The following is an 18,949-nucleotide window of genomic DNA, read 5'->3' on the forward strand; positions in this document are numbered from 1 at the left end:
TCGGAGATTCGTCACCCTCTGATTGTTGCGTCTCGGTTTCACACCGTACCTGTTATGTCAAGCCGGCTTGATATCGATTGGACGGCCTTTGGAATGCTGACCCCTGCGCGCGGCACGTAGCCGTGCCACGCCTAGCCATATCGATTCAGTCCAGCAGAGGTTTTAGGATGCGCCGAACCTCGTGGATCCGGACTCCGGGTTCGGCCATGTCGCAAAAGAATTTCAGCTTGTTGCCGCCTTCCAGCTTGTATTCTTTGGGCCGGCTTTGGATCAGGGCGATGAGTCGGGCCGGGTCGATCTTGGGCGATTCGGTGAAGAGTAGGCGCCCGCCTGCCGGGCCGGCCTCGATCTTGCGGATGCCCCAGGGTTGGATCAGGAGCTTGAGTGCGGTGATCTCGAGCAGATTCCTCGCCGGCTCGGGCAGGTCTCCGAAGCGGTCGATCATCTCGACCTGCAATTCGTGCAATTCCTCGCGATCGCGTGCGCTGGCGATGCGTTTGTAAAACACCAACCGTGCCTGGACATCGGGTAGATAGTCACTCGGCAGGAGCGCCGGGATTCCGAGATCGATCTCGGGACCGTGATCGAGCGGTCGATCGAGCTCAGGGACGCGCCCTGACTTCAGCGCCGCGACCGCGCGCTCTAAAAACTCCATATAGAGCGTGAAACCGACCTCGGTAATCTGGCCTGATTGTTCCTCGCCCAGCAACTCGCCCGCACCGCGGATCTCCAGGTCATGGGTGGCGAGCGTGAATCCGGCACCCAGATCCTCCATCGCTTCGATCGCCTCCAGCCGTTTCTTGGCATCCGCCGTCATGGCCTGGGTCGGGGGGGTGAGGAGATAGGCATAGGCGCGATGGTGTGAGCGCCCGACCCGACCGCGCAATTGATGGAGCTGGGCCAGACCCAGTTTGTCGGCGCGGTTGATGAGGATGGTGTTGGCCGAGGGGATGTCGATCCCGCTCTCGATGATGGTGGTACAGACCAGCAGGTTGAAACGTTGGTGGTAGAAGTCGCGCATGATGCGTTCGAGCGCGCGCTCGGGCAGCTGACCATGGGCGACCGCTAGCCGTGCCTCCGGGATCAGGGTGGCGAGCCTCTGGGCCAGGTTCTCGATGGTCTCGACTTCGTTGTGCAGGAAATAGACCTGGCCGCCGCGCTTGAGCTCGCGCAACACCGCCTCTCGGATCAGTGCGTCGTCCCAGGGGGTAACGCAGGTCTTGATCGGATGGCGCTCCACTGGTGGGGTGGCGATGATCGAAAGATCGCGCAGACCGGACAGGGCCAGGTTGAGGGTGCGCGGGATGGGGGTGGCAGTCAACGTCAAGACATCGACCTCAGTGCGCAGCGCCTTCAGCCGTTCTTTGTGACGCACCCCGAAGCGATGTTCCTCGTCGATGATGACCAGACCGAGTCGCTTGAATCGGATCTGTGGCTGAAGCAGCTTGTGGGTCCCGATCACGATGTCGATGCTGCCATCGGCGAGCCCATTGAGCACCGCCTTCTGTTCCCTGGCGGTGCGGAAGCGCGACAGACTCTCGATACGTACCGCCCAATCGGCGAAACGGTCGGAGAAGTTCTCGAAATGCTGGTGCGCAAGCAGGGTGGTCGGCACCAGGACCACGACCTGCCGCCCGCCCTGGACCGCGATGAAGGCGGCGCGCATGGCGACCTCGGTCTTGCCAAACCCCACGTCACCGCAGACCACGCGATCCATCGGCCTGGGACTGGCCATGTCGGCCAGCACCGACTCGATGGCGCGTTGCTGATCCGGTGTCTCCTCGAACGGAAAGGCGGCGGCGAAGGCGGCATAGTCCTCACCGCCCGTCGGGAAGGCGATACCCTGACGTGCGGCACGCCGCGCCTGGATATCGAGCAGCTCGGCGGCCACGTCGTGCGCCTCCTGCGCGGCACGCCGCTTGATCCGCTGCCACTGATCACCCCCGAGTTTGTGCAAGGGGGCGTTTTCTGGCGAGGCCCCGGTGTAGCGCGAGATCAGGTGCAGTGAGCTGACCGGCACATAGAGCCGGTCGCCATTGGCATATTCGAGCATCAGGAACTCGGTGGTCACTCCACCGACTGTGAGCGTCTGGAGACCTAGATAGCGTCCGACGCCGTGCTCCTCATGGACCACGGGTGCACCCTCGCTCAGCTCGGTGAGGTTGCGGATGATGGCGTCGCTGTCGCGCTCGCGGGCACGTCGGCGCCGTTCTTGACGCACCCGCTCGCCATAGAGCTGGCTTTCGGTGATGACGGCGAGCCCGGCGTCTTCGAGCAGCAGACCCTGCTCGATGGGGGCGACCGTCAGGGCGAGATCAGCCTCGCCGGCAAGGAATTTGTGCCAACCCGCGACCGGACGGGTCTGGATGCCGAAGCCCTTGAGCTGCTCGGCCAGCAGTTCGCGCCGTCCGTTGCTTTCGGCGACGAAGAGCAGGCGCCGCTGCGCGCTGGCGAGAAAGGCGCGCAGGGCCTGGTCTGGGTGCGCGCTGCGCGCCTGGATGGTCAGTGGCGGCAGGGGCTGGGTCGAGAAGTGATAGACCTCGGCATAGCCCTTGCGCCTCTGGTCGATGGGGTCTGACTGATGGATGACGCCCGAGAGCCGATTGAGCCGCCCGGCCAGTTCCTCGGGAGTCAGATAGAGCTGGGCGGGTGGCAAGGGTGGGCGTTCGCTGTCATGGCGACGCTGCGCATAACGCTGCTCGATCTCCGCGAAAAAGGCACGCGCCGTATCACGACACTCGACCGCCTCGATGACCAGGGTGTCTGCGGGCAGATAGTCGAAGAGCGTGGCCGTCTGCTCGAAGAAGAGCGGCAGATAGTATTCGAGCCCGCCTGGCGCCTGACCTCGGGAGACCTCGCGATAGATGAGGCTGCGTTGCGGATCGCCGGCGATGGCGGCGCGATAGCGGCGGCGGAAACCCGAGATGGCGTCCTCGTCGAACGGAAACTCGCGCGCCGGCAGCAGCCGGATCTGGTCGAGTGTATCCTTGGAGCGCTGGGTCTCGGGATCGAACACCCGGATCCCCTCGATCTCGTCGTCGAACAGATCGATCCGCAACGGCACCCGACTCCCCATGGGGAAGACATCCAAGAGCGAGCCCCGCACCGCATATTCGCCGTGTCCGAGAACCTGCGAGACACAGGTATAGCCTGCCTGCTCCAGGCGGCGGCGCATGGTGTCGCGATCAAACCGCTGGCCGACGGCCAGTACCAGCGAATGGCCATCGACATAGTCACGCGGCGGCAGACGCTGCATCAGGGTGGCGACCGGGACGATCAACAGACCCGACTCCAGGGTCGGCAGACGATACAGGGTAAGCAGTCGCTCCGAGACCAGCTCGGGCAAGGGCGAGAAGATGTCGTAGGCGAGGGTCTCCCAATCGGGAAAGTCGAGGAGCGGAGGCTCGCCTCCGTCCAGGAAGAAGCCCAGTTCAGCGCGTCGGGTCGCAGCGGCCTGGATGCTATCGACCACCACCAGGACCAATCCGGAGTGGCGTGCGGCGACCCTGGCGATCGCCAGCGAGGTGCCGGCACCATAGAGCCGGCCCCAGAGCTGACGTTCACCCGGGCGACGCGGCAGCGGTGGGTCGAGCGGAGAGTGCAAGGGGCGGGTTGAGGACGACGACATCGTGTGGCACATGACCTCAAGTGATTCGCTAAAAACGGACGCAGCGTGCTGGATTTTCGCACAGAGGCCGGCAGTCGTCCGATTCGGGCGGCCTAATTATTCGGGTTTTTAAGGAGCGCCGTAAGGCGCGATCGCGGTGCCCACCCCCGCATCAATCGCCAAGATCGCGGCTCAAGCCGCTCTACGGCACGAGCAAGAGTGGCAAGGGCGCCTTTGAGCGCGATGCACATCCGGGTCAATAAATTTGACTTGAGTGGTTGACAAGTGCCTCGCTAAATAAGAAAATTTTCATGTACTGAAGCGATTGCTCCAGTGCACTCCTCCATCCTCCTTTGGTGGTAATTTTTCTAGCGCGACACAACCCGTCGCGCTTTTTTTTTTTTGGTGCGCCCGGCAGGGCGCACTCACTGGGAGTTAGACGTCCTCCTCGGGGCCTTTCGCGCACGGAAAGGCAAACGCGGATCCACGCCTGGAGCGATCGGTTGCGCGGCATCGAGCGCAAGTCGCCGATCGTTAGCGACTCGATAAATACCGTCGGGAGGGACAGGTCTGCAAATACCTGGTGCGAACGTAAAACCGGTGGTGTCTTCGGGCTGCCGATCGATCGGGGTATGCCCTTGGTGTGAGAGGGTGACGGGGCGACCCCGCCCACTAGGCGCTCGCGCCCATCACCGACTCGATCTCTAGCATCCGCCAGGTCTCGACGGGTGGCAGCTGGGCACGGGCGACGGCGGCGCTATAACCGCACGCCGGGATGAAATGGGCGATCTGGGGGGCGACGGCCCTGGGCGGACGCGGGCGCAAGAGCCCACGCCCATCGCACTTGACGTCGGCCTCTAGGGCTGTCCAGGCGAGATAAAAGCGTTCCAGTCGCCCTGACTCGGGCACTGTCTCCAGTTCTGCGACAGTCTCGGGGTCGAACAGACGCCGGGCGATCGCCGCCAGATTGGCGCGTGGGCGGATCCATTCGCAATCGACACCAACGGTGGCGTTCGTTCCGCAGCTCAGGGCCACCAGGGCCAGATCGCCACTGTGACTGAAACTAAAGGACAACCAACCGTCTGCACCATCCAGATAGGGTTTGCCGGTGGGGCCACGTTCGATCCGAATCTGTTCGGGCTGCCGATCCAGGTAGGCGGAGAGGATGCGGTTGAGACCGGCACAGGCGCGTGCATAGCGTGCCCGTTGGACGTCCTGTCCCAGGGCATCGATACGTGCACGCTGTGCCTCGCTCAATAGCCCGCGACACCTGTCCAGAGGCGCGCCACCCTCACCCGTGTCGATACGCCATAGATGCAGGCCGCCAGGCTTGAGTGTCGCAGCGAGTTCCGGGCCCGGTTGAACGGATGTCGCCTGCCAGGGGACGAGGGGGAAGGAGGGCATGGTCCTTGAGTGATTCACACCGATCGGCGGTTTGTAGCATGTCGGGGCCGATCATGGCTCACCTGGGTGAAGCCCCGCCCAAGCCTTTCTCTCCACAGGCATCGCATCCATACCCTGCGGCGCAGGGGGGCATGAAGCAATCGTGGACGCCCTTCTTGCCCGCTTGCCCGCTGCGCGCGGGCAAGCGAAGGTTCGGATACCGGGCGCGTCCAGCAAAGTTCTTAAACGCCACACCCAACTGCCTTGTGGGTGACGATCACGCCTGCGCCTCTTCGACAGCCTTCTTCACGCCATCGATGAGCTTCTGGTTCTTGCGGCTGCGCACGCCGTACAGACGGGCAGAGAACAGGGTGATGATCTCCAGCACGTCCTTGGCCAAATCCTCTTCAAAAGTGGTGTCCTCGCCTTGGTTGAGGATGACCACCTCGACGTTCTTCGCTTCACAGATGGCAAAGACGAGTTCCGCGCCAAAGCGCAGCAGCCGGTCCTTGTGGGTGATGACCAGACGACCGACCTGGCCTTCGATGATCACATCCAGCAGGCGCTTCAGGCCCTTCTTGTGGTCGTTCATGCCCGAGCCAAGATCGGCGATCACCTCAAACGTCCAGCCTTGCCTGGCACAATAGAGTTCGAGCACCTGCTTTTGCCGCTCCAGGTCGTCTTTCTGGTCGTGGCTAGAGACACGGGCATAGGCGATGGTGCGACGCGCCGTCTCTGGCGCATGGAACTGCTCTGGCCGAAGCTGCGCCAGGTCATAACGTCGCCGCCCACCTGGTGTACGTTCGGTTGGTAAAAGCCGCCCCTCGCGCTCCCAGCGCCGCAGCGTCTGGGGTGAGACGCCGAGAAACTCAGCGGCTTTGTGGATACTGACCATCTTACGAGACATGATCTGAAGATACACCAATACGCAAGAACAAGAAAGACGTCAAAAAACTGTTCTGCTCTATAATCGCGCCTCTCGCCGGTCGATAGCCGGCTGGGCGGCGCCTTAAGCCGCCGAGGCTCGTTTGCCCAGCCGTCCATCTCTAATCCTCGCCAACTCTGATGTATCCATCATGAACCCGATCATCGTGACCCTCAGTCAGGAACTCGCCGCGCGTCCGGCCCAGGTCGAGGCGGCCGTGCGGCTGCTCGACGCGGGCTCCACCGTGCCCTTCATCGCGCGCTATCGCAAGGAAGCCACCGGCGGTCTCGACGACACCCAGTTGCGTCACCGCAAAGAGCGGCTCGGCTATCTGCGCGAGCTGGCCGAACGCCGGGCGGCGGTGCTCAAGGGCATCGGGAACAGGGTAAGCTGATGCCTGAGCTCAAGGCCGCGATCGAGACCGCCGACACCAAGCAGCGGCTCGAAGACCTCTATCTGATCTCGGCCAGGATGTGCCCGATCGCACCGCTGCAGTGGAAGGGACACGTCAGATCCTGATGGAGCGCTTCGCTGAGGATGCCGAGCTGGTCGGGCCTCTGCGCGATCTGCTCTGGGGGCAGGGGATCCTGGTCTCGACCCTGATTGCGGGCAAGGGACAAGAGGGCAACAAGTTCTCCGATTACTTCAACTATCGCGAGCCGATCGCCAGGGCGCCCTCGCATCGGGCCCTGGCGCTGTTTCGCGGTCGTAATCAGGGCGTGCTCAAGCTGGAGATGCTGGCGGGGGAGGGCAAGGATCCCGTCGTCAAATCGGGCGACCTGGTCAGGGTCCAGGTGCTGGAGGTGGATCTGGAGCGCAAGCGGATCGCCTTGAGCCGGCGTCTGGACGAGCCAGCCGAACGCGCGCGCCCTGGGCGCTCGGAGATGGCGGAGCGGGGCGCTCGTCAGCCCCAGGCCCCAAACACACCTTCGGACAGGGTGCGTGGCGGCGGCAAGGGGCCGAGTCGCCCGAGCAATGCGCCGGCGTCTGGGAGGGGTGGCGCGCTGGCCGATGCCTTCGCCAAGGCGCGCAAGGGATGAGACGTCGCTTCGGGGCCGAGACGCTCGAGCACCGCCTCCGGGTCGCGCCCTCGCCCATCCACGGCCAAGGCTGTTTCGCCCGGATCGCCTTCGAGCCGGGCGACCATATCGGTACCTTCGAGGGGCTGGAGGTCACCGAGGATGGCCCTCATGTACTCTGGGTCTATGATCCCGAGCGCGGTCGCCTGACCGGCCGGCGCGGAACCAATGTGCTGCGCTGGCTCAACCACAGCGATGACCCGAACGCCGAGTTCGATGGGTTCGAGCTCTATGCGCGGCGGGCGATCGCGGTCGGGAGCGAGATCACCATCGACTATGGCGCCGGCTCACCGTCGTGAGTCGTAGCGCCCCATAACACCGAGGCCACCGACATGCAGGAACGTCCCATCATCAAGACCGCCATCCCCAAGCGTCGCTATCAGGCCGGACGTTATACCGCCTCGCTGCTCGCTGAGATCGAGAGCGGCGATGGTCGAAGCTATCGCTATATCCTCGGCTTCGTGGCCCAGGGACAGGTCGAACCCGCACTCTATGTCTGCTCCGAGCCGACACCGCCTTCGGAGCGGGCCGAAGGTGCCTATCGGCTGCGGGTCGTGAGCGAGGTCATGACCGAGACGCTCGACACCGACGACGACTGGGGCGATCTCGACCGCTTCGCCGAACAGGCGCTCAGGGTCGGCATCCAAATGCTCGGATTGCCCGAGTCCGGTATCGTGCGGCTGATGTGAGCGGCTATTCCAATGCGCCTATGAAGGCCCACTGTTCGGGCGTCACCGGCAGGATGGAGAGCCGGTTGCCCCGGCGCAGCAGCGGCAGCCCCTCCAGGGCTCCGGTGGCATAGGTCTTGAGTTCGGCGAGCGAGATGACACGCCTCAGGTGCCGGATATAGCGCACATCGACCAGATACCACCGCGGCGAGGCAGGGTCGCTCTTGGGGTCGTAATACCTGGACTCGGGATCGAAGGCCGTGGGGTCTGGACGCGGCTCGCTGGCGATCTCGGCAATCCCGACGATCCCCGGGACCGTGCAGTTGGAGTGATAGAAAAAGACCTGGTCACCTGGCCGCATCTCGTCACGTAGCATGTTGCGCGCCTGGTAGTTGCGCACACCATCCCAGGGCTCGATTTGGCCGGGACGCGCTGCAAGATCATCGAGACTGAAAATTTCTGGCTCGGATTTCATCAACCAATGGCGCATTGGCCCCTCCCCGTCAGTCAGCCAGTAGATGATGGAAGTTGGCCAGTCGCTCGGGTGCGATCAACCCATCCTCGACCGCCTGACGAATCACGCAACCCGGCTCGCGGGCGTGCCGACAATCGCCGAAGCGGCAGCGCCCTAGATAGGGCCGGAACTCGCGAAATCCCTGCTGCAGCCGATCACGATCGATCTTTCCCAGGCGAAAGCCACGCACGCCGGGCGAGTCGATCAAAAACCCATTACCGCTCAGACGATAACAGGTCGTCGCCGAGGTTGTGTGACGCCCGAGTCCGGTCGCCTGCGACAGGCGCCCGATCTGGATCTCCCGGTCGGGCAGCAACAGCTTGACCAGCGACGACTTGCCCACACCCGACTGCCCGACCAGCACGCTGGTCTGTCCGGCCAACTCGGCGATGAATCCCTCGACCGATTTGGGTTCGAGCAGACTGATCCAGAAGGTCCGGTAGCCAATGGCGCCATAATGGGCGAAGCCTGACTGGAAGGCGGCCCGTTCCTCCGCGTTCGGTAGCAGATCCATCTTGTTGCCGACCAGGATGGCCTCGACGCCGATGAGCTCGGCGGCGACCAGATATTGATCGATCAGATAGCCGCTGGGCTCAGGTTGCGGGGCGATGAGGATGACCAGCTGTGTGAGGTTGGCCGCAAGCGGCTTTTCTTGCCCAGTTGCATCCAAACGACTCAGGGTGGTGGTACGCGGCAGGATGGCCGTGACCACACCCTGACCATCGGGCAGGCGCTGCCAGACGACGCGATCCCCGCACACCACCTGGCCGATGTGCTGGCGCGCCAGACAGTGCACCAGATGGCCGCGCGCGTCCTCGACCGCCAGATTGGCACCATGCCGGACGACGACCCGTCCTTCCTCCGGCTCCTGCTCGGCATCGAGTTCGGCCAGCGCCCGTTCGGGCCGCGTGGCGAGTCGCTCGCGGCGGCGCTCCTGGATGGCCCGGATGCGCTCGATCTGGCGCGCGGAGAGTCGTCGCCTGGTCAAGGGGTCAACCGAGCTGGCGGCTGGGACACGGACGAGGATTTGGCCCCCTCACGGCAGTGAGACCTGGACCGGCGGTTGCCAGCCGGCGGCACGATGCTCGGCCACCACCGTGGTATAGATCCCGCCGCGCACATTGAACTTGGCGGTCAGACGCATGAAGCGCGGTGCGAGCGCCTCGACCAGGTCATCGAGGATGCGATTGGTGACGGCCTCGTGGAAGACACCCTGGTCGCGATAAGACCAGATATAGAGCTTGAGGGACTTTAGCTCGACGCACCTTTGCTCGGGGACGTATTCGAGCGTCAGCTCGGCGAAATCCGGCTGACCGGTCTTGGGGCAGAGGCAGGTGAATTCGGGCACCCGGATGCGGATCGTATAGTCGCGCTCGGGCTGGGGATTGGGGAAGGTTTCGAGCGACTGGCTCGGGGCGCTGGGCATGAAGGACCTCTCCGCTGACAAGGATGGACCAAGCGAGCCGGCTCCTCGACTCGGCCGGCCGATCAAATTCCCATTATATAATCCTTCTGGCGTCTCTCCGGACGCGCTTTCTCAAACACATAGGTTCAGACGGGGACATCCATATCCATGGACACCAGCAGTGAGTTAGCCCGCTTCAATATGATCCAGCAGCAGATCCGCCCCTGGGGCGTGCTCGACGACCGCGTGCTGGAGGTGATGGGCACGGTTGAGCGCGAGCGTTTTGTGCCGGACGCCTATCGGTCGCTGGCCTATGCCGACATCGAGATCCCCAATGGTGACGGCACCTTTATGCTCGCGCCCAAGGTGGTCGGTCATCTATTGCAGGCGCTGTCCATTCAGCCGGGTGATGGGGTACTGGAGATCGGCACGGGCTCGGGCTATGTCGCTGCCTGTTTGAGCCGGCTCGGCGCGCGCGTGATCAGTCTGGAGATCGACCCGTTGCGGGCGGCTGAGGCAGACGCGCGGCTCAAGGCGCTCAATTTCCACTGGGTCGAGGTGCGCGAAGGGGATGGATTGGCCGGTCCGGTGAGCGGGGCGCCGTTCGACGGGATTGCCGTCAATGGATCCCTGCCGACTGAGGACGCCCTGCCGATGCTGCGCGAACAGCTGACCGTCGGCGGACGGCTGTTCTGCATCCTGGGAAGGGCGCCGGCGATGGAGTGCGTACGCATCACCCGCGTCGGTCGCAACGACTATCGACGCGAGTCGCTGTTCGAGGTCGAGGTCGCGCCCCTGCGCAACGCGCCCGAGCCGGCTGAGTTCGAATTCTGAGGCTCGCCTTTCAGACGATCTGGGCAGTGGCGCTGCCGCTCTCGCCTTTGTTGTCGGTCCAGGCGATCTCGATCGGATCGCCGAGGGCGCCGCCCTTGAACCTGAACGACAGATAGGGATTCTTGGAGACGGCCCCGCTCCAGGAGGCCCTCATCACCACGGCACCCTTAACCTTACACACCACCTCCTGGATGAAGTGCGCCGGGATGAGCTCATTGGTCTGGCTGTCCCTGCGCAGACCATTTTCCATCGGGTGGGTGATCAGACACTTGACCCTGGTCTCCTCACCTTCGAGCTTGGCGCGGATCTTGATGTCAGACATCGTCTCGACTCCTGGTATTCACAAGGATTTGTTTCGGCCTGGGATGGTCTTTGAAAGCGTCAGGGGTCGATCAACTGCCGCAGCCACCGAGGGTGACAGTCACCGTCTTGGCGTTTTTATAGAGCTTGTCGCCGGCCTTGACCACGGCGATGACATCGGCGGTCTCGGCCATCTTGATGTTGGTCTCGATGAATGGGATCAGGGATGGATCGACGAACTCGAAGGAGGCGACAAGAGGGTGCTGATTCTTGGAGGCAATGAGATTGATGGAGGTGACGCCATCCAGATCGGTCTCGACCATGACCCGCACCGAGGCGCCGTTCTCGGCGATGTCCGGGGCCTTGATCCTGATCCGGTCGCTGACCTCGGCAGCATCGCTGCCAAACAGACCGGTCATGGCCGTGGAGACCTCCTTGGCATGGAAGGCGTCCGCATTCCAGTCGGCAAGGGCGCTGGGTACGATCAGCCCGGCGCCGACGGCGGCCAGTGAGCCCTTGATGAATCTCCGGCGTTTGTGATCGATCATGGTTTAACTCCTCGCTTGTTTTGGCGTTTGGATTCGCGTTCTTCTTCTTTCCAGCTTTCAAGCCGCGCCTGGATCCGGGCGGCCTCGTGATAGGGCAGATCGCGTTGACGCAGTGCGATCTCAAGCTGACGGATGGCCGGCTCGCGCTCGCCCTCGGCATAGAGCTTCTCGGCACGGAAGCGATGGGTCGCCGCCTGATGTCCGGCGCGAAGGGCTGCCTGCTCCAGCCAATCGTACAACATGGGGTTGCCGGGGCGCAGCCGTGCGACCGTGGTTAGTTCGTCGATGGCCGATGCAGGGCGGTTGGCCTTCATCAGTGCCTCGGCGTAGGCCATGCGCAATGGCCAGCTTCCGGGTGAGAGGGCGACCGCCTGTTTCAGTGTCCGCACGGCGCGTTCGACCTGGCCCTGTTCGAGATCGAGCCGGGCGTCGAGGATGATGAACTCGGCAAGGCCGGCATTCGATTTCATCGCCTCGGCCAGTGCGGCGCGGGCGGCGTCGAACTGACCCGTGCGCATTAGGGCCAGGGCATGACCGTAGTGCTCGGCGGTGACATTACGGTAACGCCCCTCGCGCAGGGTGTCGCGGAAATAGGCCACCGCCTGCTCCGGGCGCTTGTAGGAGCGTTCGCGCAGGGCCGCACGCACCAGGTGGAAACGCAGGCTGTCGGGGCGCTGGCGGGCCCCAAAGACGTCGGCCCGACCGAGTGCCTCGGCGATGCGGTCGGCGTTGACCGGATGGGTACGCAGGAACTCGGGTGCATTGTTCTCGTAGGCGCGACTGGACTTGGATAGCCGCTCGAAGAAACCGGCCATGGCATAGGGGTCGAAGCCCGCCTTGGCCAGGGTCATGATGCCGAGCCGATCGGCCTCGTACTCGTTCTCGCGCGTGAAGTTGATCTGGCGTTGCAGGGAAGCGGCCTGGATCCCAACGATGGCGGCCGCCCCGGCGTCGCTCGAGACCTGGGCGCCGAGGATGGCGGCGGCCACCATCAGGGCCATGGTCGGGATGAGTGTCTTGTTTTGATCCTCCAGCGTGCGCAGCAGATGACGCTGGGTGAGGTGCGCGATCTCATGGGCAAGGACGGCAGCGAGCTCGCTCTCGGTCTCGGCAGCGAGGATGAGTCCGGCATAGACGCCGATGTTGCCGCCTGGTCCAGCGAAGGCATTGACCACCGACTGGTCGATGATGAAAAAGTTAAAACGTCCAGTGGCGCTTGGATCGGCGGCGACCAGGGTGTTGCCGAGCGATTCGATGTAATCGGTCAACAGCGGGTCGTCGAGGACAGGCAGCGACTCGCGCACATGACGCATGAAGGCCTGACCCAGACGCGCCTCGGCGCCTGTGGTCAGGATAGCGTCGGACGAATTGCCCATGTCGGGGAGATGATAGTCCTGGGCCTGGAGTTGAGGCGAGCCGACCAGGAGCAGGCTACCCAAGGCGATCACTGGCCGTATCGAGAGAGGTCGGGGCGCTGTCCGTTTCGTCATGGATGTTCAGTTGAGCTGGATGCGTTGTCCCCAAGGCACGGAGGCGCTGCCCTTGACCAGCCAGATCACTGGATAGCACGGCTCGCGTTTGGGGAACTCGCCCTGAGCATCGGTGAAATAGACCAGTAGATCTGGGCGTCCGTCCTGGCGCTCGACCCAGTCGAATACGGGTTTGAAGCTGGTTCCGCCGCCCCCCTGTAGACGCTCGGGACGCACGAAGGTTTCCCAAGGCTCGAACTGAAAGGGGGCACCCGGCGCCAGCGCGCGATCGCAGGGCAGCAGGGTGATACGCGCCCGGATCTGGCCCTTGAGCGCGTCGATCTCGCCGATGAATGCGCTCAGCTCGCCGTCCTGGATCGACCCCGAGGTGTCGATCGCCACCACCAGATCGGCCTGATGGCTGCGCAGTCCGGGCAGGATGAACGCCCCCTCGCGCCGCGATGGACGCTGATAGCTGTAGTCCTCGCGCGCGATCGCCATCAGATGACGCGCCAGCAGCATCCGCCAAGGCAGGCTGGGCTGGAGTAGATGGTCGATCTGACGCGCCAGCTCGCCGGCCAGCTTGCCGGCTTGTAACGCCTGCTGGGCGGCGCCGGCCAGGCGTTGGCGCCATTGGATGGAGAGGGCTTCACGTTCGTCTGGGGTCAAGGGGGTGGGCGGTGCCGTGCGAGGCTCCAGGCCCGATGCGGTTGTCGGGGTGTGCCGCTCGTTTGCGTCCTGGCCCTTGGGCGTGTGGTGCTGGCGCTGTTCGAGATCCTGTTCGTTCCGCCCAGACTGACTGCTGCCGTGGCGCTCGTCGAGGTCATAGGCGTGGGTGTCCAGCGTCTCTGAGTCGTCGCGTTCGTCGATGAGCGGATAGATCTCCTCGGCGGTCAGCCCGCGGTAGAGCGGCATCACCAGGGCATGCGGCGGCGGTATCAGACCGTCCTCGATCAGCAACGGATTGATCGCATAGTCACAGGCCAGGTCCCAACGCCGGCGTTGACGATGGCCGCGCCGTGCAAAGTGCGACAGGGCGCAGTGTAGGGCCTCGTGGGCGAGCACGAACTGGGTCTGCTCCAGACTCAGGGCCTCGATATAGGCCGGATTGTAATAGAAGGCGCGCGCGTCCGTGGCCGTGGTACGGCACCAGTCACCGGTGGCCGCGCGCAGCGGCAGACGCAGCACCAGGGCGCCGAGAAAGGGTTTGTCCAGAATCAACCGGGTGCGTGCCGCCGCGAGCTTGGTCTCGATGGCGGATGGGTCGGGCAGGGTCGCAGACGTCCTCTCAGGCATGGAGCATCACCTCTGCGACCGACCGCGCCCAGTTGGCGAAGGCCGGCACCTCGAATAGCCGTCCGCCGATCGCCCGATGCAGATCCGAGACCAACATCACCCCCATCTCGCGCTCGGGGAGGCGTCCGGCATAGTCGAGGATGTGGCCTATGACCTCCCGTCCGTCCGGGCCGTCGAGCGCGCGGATCGCCCGCCCGACCAGTGCGGCGGCGACGGCATACTGGAGATCGATCTCGCGCGGGACGGCGACCGGCTCGCCGCGCGTGATGGCGTCGAGATCCGGCATCTGGTCGAGGTTGGTGATGAAGGCGCTCAGCTCGATCCCAGCGGCCGGGCCCACGCAGGCCTGGAGCGCACCCGGTAATAGGTCGGGCGCCGCCTCGAACTTCTTGAGTGCGCGATGGGCAAACTCCCAGGAGCGCGGCGAGGGGAAGGCGACCGGATTGTGCGCCGGATCGAAGTCGAACAGGAGCTCAGGCCGAAAGCGCAGGAAGGCGATGATCCGCTCGTCGATGCCGCTGGCATAGGCCCAGTCGACCCAGTCGTCGAGATGGGTCTCGACCTCGAAGTGCGAGAAACGATTGGCAAGCGGTGCCGGCATGCTGTAGGTCAGCCCGCGATCGCCCTGGCGGTTGCCAGCGGCGAAGATCGCCCAGCCGTCCGGGAGGCGATAGTCGCCGAGCCGCCGGTCGAGGATGAGCTGATAGGCCGCCGCCGAGACCATGGGCGGGGCCGAGGTGATCTCGTCGAGAAAGAGCACGCCGCTCGGCCCATGGCGCTCGGCGTCGGGCAGCATAGCAGGCACGGCCCATTCGACCCGCTCACCCTGACGGAAGGGGATGCCGCGCAGATCGCTCGGTTCCATCTGCGACAGCCGGATGTCGATCATGGGCACGGCATGGCGCGCGGCGATCTGGGCCACCATCTGCGACTTGCCCACGCCGGGCGGTCCCCAGAGCATCACGGGTGTATGATGGCCCTCGGCGGTGCCGAGGAATTCGCGATCGAGGACGCGGAGCAGTTGGGCAGGGCGCATGATGGGGCCAAGTTCTCCAGCCGTTGGATTGGGTCAATCAAGATGCGTGTGACGCCGGCGTTTCGCAAGTTCGAGGTTCTTCGAGGTCCATGAGGCCAGACCTGGAGATCCCCGTCCATTCATAGACCCTCCGCAAGGAAACCCGCGACTTGAGTCGCGGGAGGAATGGCGGGTGCGTGAAGCGCACCATGTGGTGTATAATACAGTGTGGTCTCCGGGCGCACGCCGACTGTAACGCCAGTCGAAACCTGGCCCGGATTGGCAGCGGGGCCCCGCTGCCAAGGGTGGCTGTAAACACGCCCAATGTTGGGGATGCGGTCAACCATGTTTGCTGCGTCTTACAATAAAGCCTTCGACTTCAGTCGAGGGTTGTTTACCCAAGCGTACTTGTCCCCTATTAGAAAAACGCTGTATTCTTATCGCCCTTCTCGTCCCCACGATCGCGTCCGTGCCCGGGCGGCGTTCCGTCCGAGAGTTGTAGCGAGAGAGGACAGGGCGGCCGCAATCAGCGACGATCGGCTTGCCTGCATCATGACATCGAGTCGGCGAAGTCCCCCGACGACTGAGCCCTCACCCAAAATGACATTGCTCGGAGACCGGAAATGAATCAGTTCTACTACGATGCCGTGACCAAGATGGAACAGATGGGCGTCGACGACGATTACATCCAAGGATGGCAGTGCGGCTTCCTGCAGAACCCCAAGCGTGAGGTGCAACGTCTGACCGAGGCCTATGAGGCCGGTTACAGCGACGGCGAGGAAAAGAATACCGACAACTTCGAGCGGTGGATTACGGCCTGATCTTCGCTCGATTCGCCAGATGTTCCGCTTCTCAAACCAGGTTCGGCGCCCCTTGGTGGGGCGCGTCTCCATTCCAAGCCCCAAGACCGCTCAAAGCGCTGCGATCTTGACGCGCTGGGCGTGCAGGTGAGCGATCGCTGCCGCGTGCTCAGCGAGCTTGGCCCGCTCCTTGTCGACCACAGACGACGGGGCCTTGTCGACGAAGGCCGAGTTGGCAAGCTTGGCCTGAGTGCGCGCGACATCCTCGGTCAGACGTGCGATCTCCTTGTCCAGACGCTTCAACTCAGCCTCCTTATCGATCAGTCCAGCGATCGGGATCAGGATCTTCATCGACCCGACCAGCGCCATCGCTGACTCCGGGGCTTGGGATTCAGCGTCGAGCACGGTGATCGATTCGGTTCGGGCCAGGAAGTCCAGATAGGGCCGTGCCGTTTTAAGCCAGTGGCGTTCCTGCTCGGTCGCGTCCAGGACTAGGATCGGCAGCGGTCTGCCAGGGGCGATGTTCATCTCGCCCTTGATGCGCCGAATGCCGAGGATGCACTGTTTGACCCAATCGATCTCGCTGACCGCCTGGGCGTCCTCGACGGACGGATCGCGCCTGGGGTAGGGCGCCAGCATCAGGGTGTCGCCCTCGACCCCGGCGAGTGGGCGCACCTTCTGCCAGATCTCCTCGGTGATGAAGGGGATGATCGGATGCGCCAGACGCAACAGGGTCTCAAGCGTCTGGACCAGGGTGCGACGGGTGCCGCGTTTGGCAGCCTCACTGGCTTGGCTACTGGTCAGCACAGGCTTGGACAGCTCCAGATACCAGTCGCAGAATTCGTTCCAGGTGAAGTCGTAGAGCGCCTGGGCGGCCAGATCGAAGCGGTAGGCGTCGATGGCATCGCGGACGGTGCCGATGGTGCGATTGAGTTCGGCACGGATCCAGCGATCCGCTGCGCTGAGTTCGATCGTCGCCTGATCCGCATCCGGCCCCAGACCACAGTCCTGACCCTGGGTGTTCATCAGGACATAGCGCGCGGCGTTCCAGAGCTTGTTGCAGAAGTTGCGATAGCCCTCGGTGCGTCCAAGATCGAACTTGATGTCGCGTCCAGTGGTGGCGAGCGCAGCGAAGGTGAAACGCAAGGCATCGGTACCGAAGGCCGGGATGCCGTGGGGGAACTCATTGCGCGTATCCCGGGCGATCTTTGTCGCAAGATGCGGTTGCATCAGGCCCTTGGTCCGCTTTTCGATCAGTGACTCGAGGTCGATGCCGTCGATCAGATCGAGTGGATCGAGCACATTGCCCTTGGACTTGGACATCTTGTCGCCGTTCTTGTCGCGCACCAGCCCGTGGATGTAGACCTCGCGGAAGGGTACCTCACCCATGAACTTGAGCCCCATCATGATCATCCGCGCCACCCAGAAGAAGATGATGTCGAAGCCCGTGACCAGCACCGAGGTCGGATAAAAGGTCTTGAGCCGGTCGGTCTCTTGCGGCCAGCCGAGTGTGCTGAAGGGCCAGAGTGCGGAGCTGAACCAGGTGTCGAGCACGTCCTCGTCCTGGCGCAGTTCGACCTCGGGGCCGAAGCCGTGTTTGGCGCGGACCTCAGCCTCTGAGCGCCCGACATAGACATTGCCTGCGCTGTCGTACCAGGCCGGGATACGATGACCCCACCAGATCTGACGACTGATGCACCAGTCCTGGATGTTGCGCATCCACTCAAAATAGGTGTTCTTCCAGTTGTCGGGGACGAAGCGGATGTCGCCCCGCTCGACCGCCCTGATCGCCGGCTCGGCGAGCGGGGCGACGCGCACATACCACTGGTCGGTCAGATAGGGCTCGATGACCGCGCCCGAACGATCCCCACGCGGCTGCTGGAGACGGTGTTCCTTGACGGCGACGAGCAATCCGGCGGACTCGAGATCGGCGACGATGCGCTTGCGGGCCTCGTAGCGGTCGAGTCCGATATAGGCCGCCGGCAGCAATTGACCTTCCTCGGGTGCATTGGCGCGGATGGCGGCGTCTGGGGTGAAGATGTTGATCAGTCCGCCGTGTGGCTGTTCGGCGATCGCCGCCTCGTCGCGATGGCGCAGCCAGACCTGGTGGTCGTTGAAGTCGTGCGCCGGGGTGATCTTGACACAGCCGGTACCGAACGCGGGGTCGGCGTGCGCGTCGGCGATGATCGGGATGCGCCGCCCGGTCAGCGGCAACTCGACGAAGGCGCCGATCAGATGTTTGTACCGCTCATCTTCCGGGTTCACGGCGACCGCGCAGTCGCCGAGCAGGGTCTCGGGGCGGGTCGTGGAGACGATCAGAGACGCCGGACCGGACGCCCCCGGGGGCTGGACGAGGGGATAGCGGATCTCCCACATGAAGCCGCTCTCTTCCTCGGATAAGACCTCGAGGTCGGAGACGGCGGTGCGCAGCACCGGATCCCAGTTCACTAGCCGCTTGCCGCGATAGATCAGGCCCTCCTCGTAGAGACGCACGAAGACCTCGCACACCGCCTCCGACAGCCCCTCATCCAGGGTGAAGCGTTCGTGCGCCCAATCGAGTGAGGCGCCCAGACGCCGTAACTGGCGGGTGATGGTACCGCCAGACTCGGCCTTCCACGCCCAGATGCGCTGGATGAAGGCCTCGCGTCCATAGTCGTGGCGGGTCTTGCCCTCGGCCTCGATCAGACGCTCGACCACCATCTGGGTCGCGATCCCGGCATGGTCGGTACCGGCCTGCCACAGGGTCTGTTTGCCCTGCATGCGGTGGTAGCGGATCAGGGCATCCATGAGGGTGTCCTGGAAGGCATGACCCATGTGCAGACTGCCGGTGACGTTCGGTGGCGGGATCATGATGCAATAGGCGGCACCCTGGGTCGCAGGGTCGCCTGTCTGCTCGGACGGGGCGAAATAGCCCTGTTCCTCCCAGTAGCGATACCAGCGGGTTTCCAGGGTCCGGGGATCATAGGTTTTGTCCAGCATAGGGTCAGGCTCGTGATCGAACGGTGCGAAAAGGGTTCAGTTTACCCTAGAACCGATGTGCCTTGGTGTAGGGCCAAGGGCCCGAAGTCGGCATTCGGCCTGTCACCGGTCGGATTTGAGGTGTTCG

The 18,949-nt window shown here is 63.8% G+C and carries 16 protein-coding genes and 1 pseudogene; 5 read left to right on the plus strand and 12 right to left on the minus strand.

The genetic code is table 11. From position 1 onward, the window contains the following. Window positions 1-145 precede the first annotated feature (145 nt). From mfd to E6P07_RS00600, 3 genes are all read right to left on the minus strand, one after another. Window positions 146-3,628: a transcription-repair coupling factor gene (mfd, locus tag E6P07_RS00590; protein ID WP_153973820.1), complete on the minus strand. Its 3,483-nt coding sequence runs from the start codon at window positions 3,626-3,628 to the stop codon at window positions 146-148. 651 nt (window positions 3,629-4,279) lie between these two features. Then, a complete protein-coding gene (locus E6P07_RS00595) occupies window positions 4,280-5,011 on the minus strand; it encodes a 4'-phosphopantetheinyl transferase family protein (protein WP_153973821.1) in 732 nt (243 codons plus the stop codon). Window positions 5,012-5,267: 256 nt separating this feature from the next. Then, window positions 5,268-5,897: an IS607 family transposase gene (locus tag E6P07_RS00600; RefSeq protein ID WP_153973822.1), complete on the minus strand. Its 630-nt coding sequence runs from the start codon at window positions 5,895-5,897 to the stop codon at window positions 5,268-5,270. Between the two features lie 169 nt (window positions 5,898-6,066). Between E6P07_RS00600 and E6P07_RS00605 the strand changes: the two are divergent. From E6P07_RS00605 to E6P07_RS00615, 3 genes and pseudogenes are all read left to right on the plus strand, one after another. Continuing rightward, window positions 6,067-6,676 (plus strand): annotated as a pseudogene (locus E6P07_RS00605) (Tex-like N-terminal domain-containing protein); the annotation flags it as partial. Window positions 6,677-6,951: 275 nt separating this feature from the next. Next, complete coding sequence (locus E6P07_RS00610) at window positions 6,952-7,293, plus strand: SET domain-containing protein (RefSeq protein ID WP_153973823.1); 342 nt, start codon at window positions 6,952-6,954, stop codon at window positions 7,291-7,293. Window positions 7,294-7,326: 33 nt separating this feature from the next. Further along, window positions 7,327-7,683, plus strand: coding sequence for a hypothetical protein (locus E6P07_RS00615; protein ID WP_153973824.1), 357 nt, complete (start codon window positions 7,327-7,329; stop codon window positions 7,681-7,683). 4 nt (window positions 7,684-7,687) lie between these two features. On the opposite strand, the gene E6P07_RS00620 is transcribed toward E6P07_RS00615, so the two are convergent. From E6P07_RS00620 to queF, 3 genes are read right to left on the minus strand one after another with little or no spacing between them, the layout of a single operon-like run. After that, window positions 7,688-8,152, minus strand: a complete 465-nt coding sequence (locus tag E6P07_RS00620; RefSeq protein WP_153973825.1) for an EVE domain-containing protein — start codon at window positions 8,150-8,152, stop codon at window positions 7,688-7,690. Between the two features lie 13 nt (window positions 8,153-8,165). Then, window positions 8,166-9,164: a ribosome small subunit-dependent GTPase A gene (rsgA, locus tag E6P07_RS00625; RefSeq protein ID WP_153973826.1), complete on the minus strand. Its 999-nt coding sequence runs from the start codon at window positions 9,162-9,164 to the stop codon at window positions 8,166-8,168. Window positions 9,165-9,212: 48 nt separating this feature from the next. Further along, complete coding sequence (gene queF / locus E6P07_RS00630) at window positions 9,213-9,602, minus strand: preQ(1) synthase (protein WP_153973827.1); 390 nt, start codon at window positions 9,600-9,602, stop codon at window positions 9,213-9,215. 147 nt (window positions 9,603-9,749) lie between these two features. Between queF and E6P07_RS00635 the strand changes: the two genes are divergently transcribed. Beyond that, complete coding sequence (locus E6P07_RS00635) at window positions 9,750-10,415, plus strand: protein-L-isoaspartate O-methyltransferase family protein (RefSeq protein WP_153973828.1); 666 nt, start codon at window positions 9,750-9,752, stop codon at window positions 10,413-10,415. A gap of 10 nt (window positions 10,416-10,425) precedes the next feature. On the opposite strand, the gene soxZ is transcribed toward E6P07_RS00635, so the two are convergent. The 5 genes from soxZ to E6P07_RS00660 all read right to left on the minus strand — a co-directional run bounded on the left by soxZ (window position 10,426) and on the right by E6P07_RS00660 (window position 15,064). Then, a complete protein-coding gene (gene soxZ / locus E6P07_RS00640; protein ID WP_153973829.1) occupies window positions 10,426-10,737 on the minus strand; it encodes a thiosulfate oxidation carrier complex protein SoxZ in 312 nt (103 codons plus the stop codon). A 70-nt stretch (window positions 10,738-10,807) separates the two neighbouring features. After that, on the minus strand, window positions 10,808-11,263 hold the full coding sequence (soxY, locus tag E6P07_RS00645; RefSeq protein ID WP_153973830.1) for a thiosulfate oxidation carrier protein SoxY: 456 nt from the start codon (window positions 11,261-11,263) through the stop codon (window positions 10,808-10,810). Continuing rightward, the gene (locus tag E6P07_RS00650) at window positions 11,260-12,711 is read right to left on the minus strand and encodes a beta-barrel assembly-enhancing protease (RefSeq protein WP_425505138.1); all 1,452 of its coding nucleotides are present in this window, start codon (window positions 12,709-12,711) and stop codon (window positions 11,260-11,262) included. Before E6P07_RS00650 ends, soxY begins: the two co-directional genes overlap by 4 nt. Before the next feature lie 48 nt (window positions 12,712-12,759). Next, complete coding sequence (locus E6P07_RS00655) at window positions 12,760-14,028, minus strand: vWA domain-containing protein (RefSeq protein ID WP_153973832.1); 1,269 nt, start codon at window positions 14,026-14,028, stop codon at window positions 12,760-12,762. Then, window positions 14,021-15,064 carry an AAA family ATPase gene (locus tag E6P07_RS00660; protein WP_153973833.1) on the minus strand — a complete coding sequence of 348 codons (1,044 nt, stop codon included), beginning with the start codon at window positions 15,062-15,064 and terminating at the stop codon, window positions 14,021-14,023. Before E6P07_RS00660 ends, E6P07_RS00655 begins: the two co-directional genes overlap by 8 nt. A gap of 602 nt (window positions 15,065-15,666) precedes the next feature. Between E6P07_RS00660 and E6P07_RS00665 the strand changes: the two genes are divergently transcribed. Beyond that, the gene (locus E6P07_RS00665; protein WP_153973834.1) at window positions 15,667-15,864 is read left to right on the plus strand and encodes an Alvin_2107 family globule sulfur oxidation protein; all 198 of its coding nucleotides are present in this window, start codon (window positions 15,667-15,669) and stop codon (window positions 15,862-15,864) included. 90 nt (window positions 15,865-15,954) lie between these two features. On the opposite strand, the gene E6P07_RS00670 is transcribed toward E6P07_RS00665, so the two are convergent. Continuing rightward, window positions 15,955-18,822: a valine--tRNA ligase gene (locus tag E6P07_RS00670; RefSeq protein WP_153973835.1), complete on the minus strand. Its 2,868-nt coding sequence runs from the start codon at window positions 18,820-18,822 to the stop codon at window positions 15,955-15,957. Between the last annotated feature and the right edge of the window lie 127 nt (window positions 18,823-18,949).

Origin of the sequence: Thermochromatium tepidum ATCC 43061 (genome assembly GCF_009664085.1) — a bacterium.
Lineage (GTDB): Bacteria > Pseudomonadota > Gammaproteobacteria > Chromatiales > Chromatiaceae > Thermochromatium > Thermochromatium tepidum.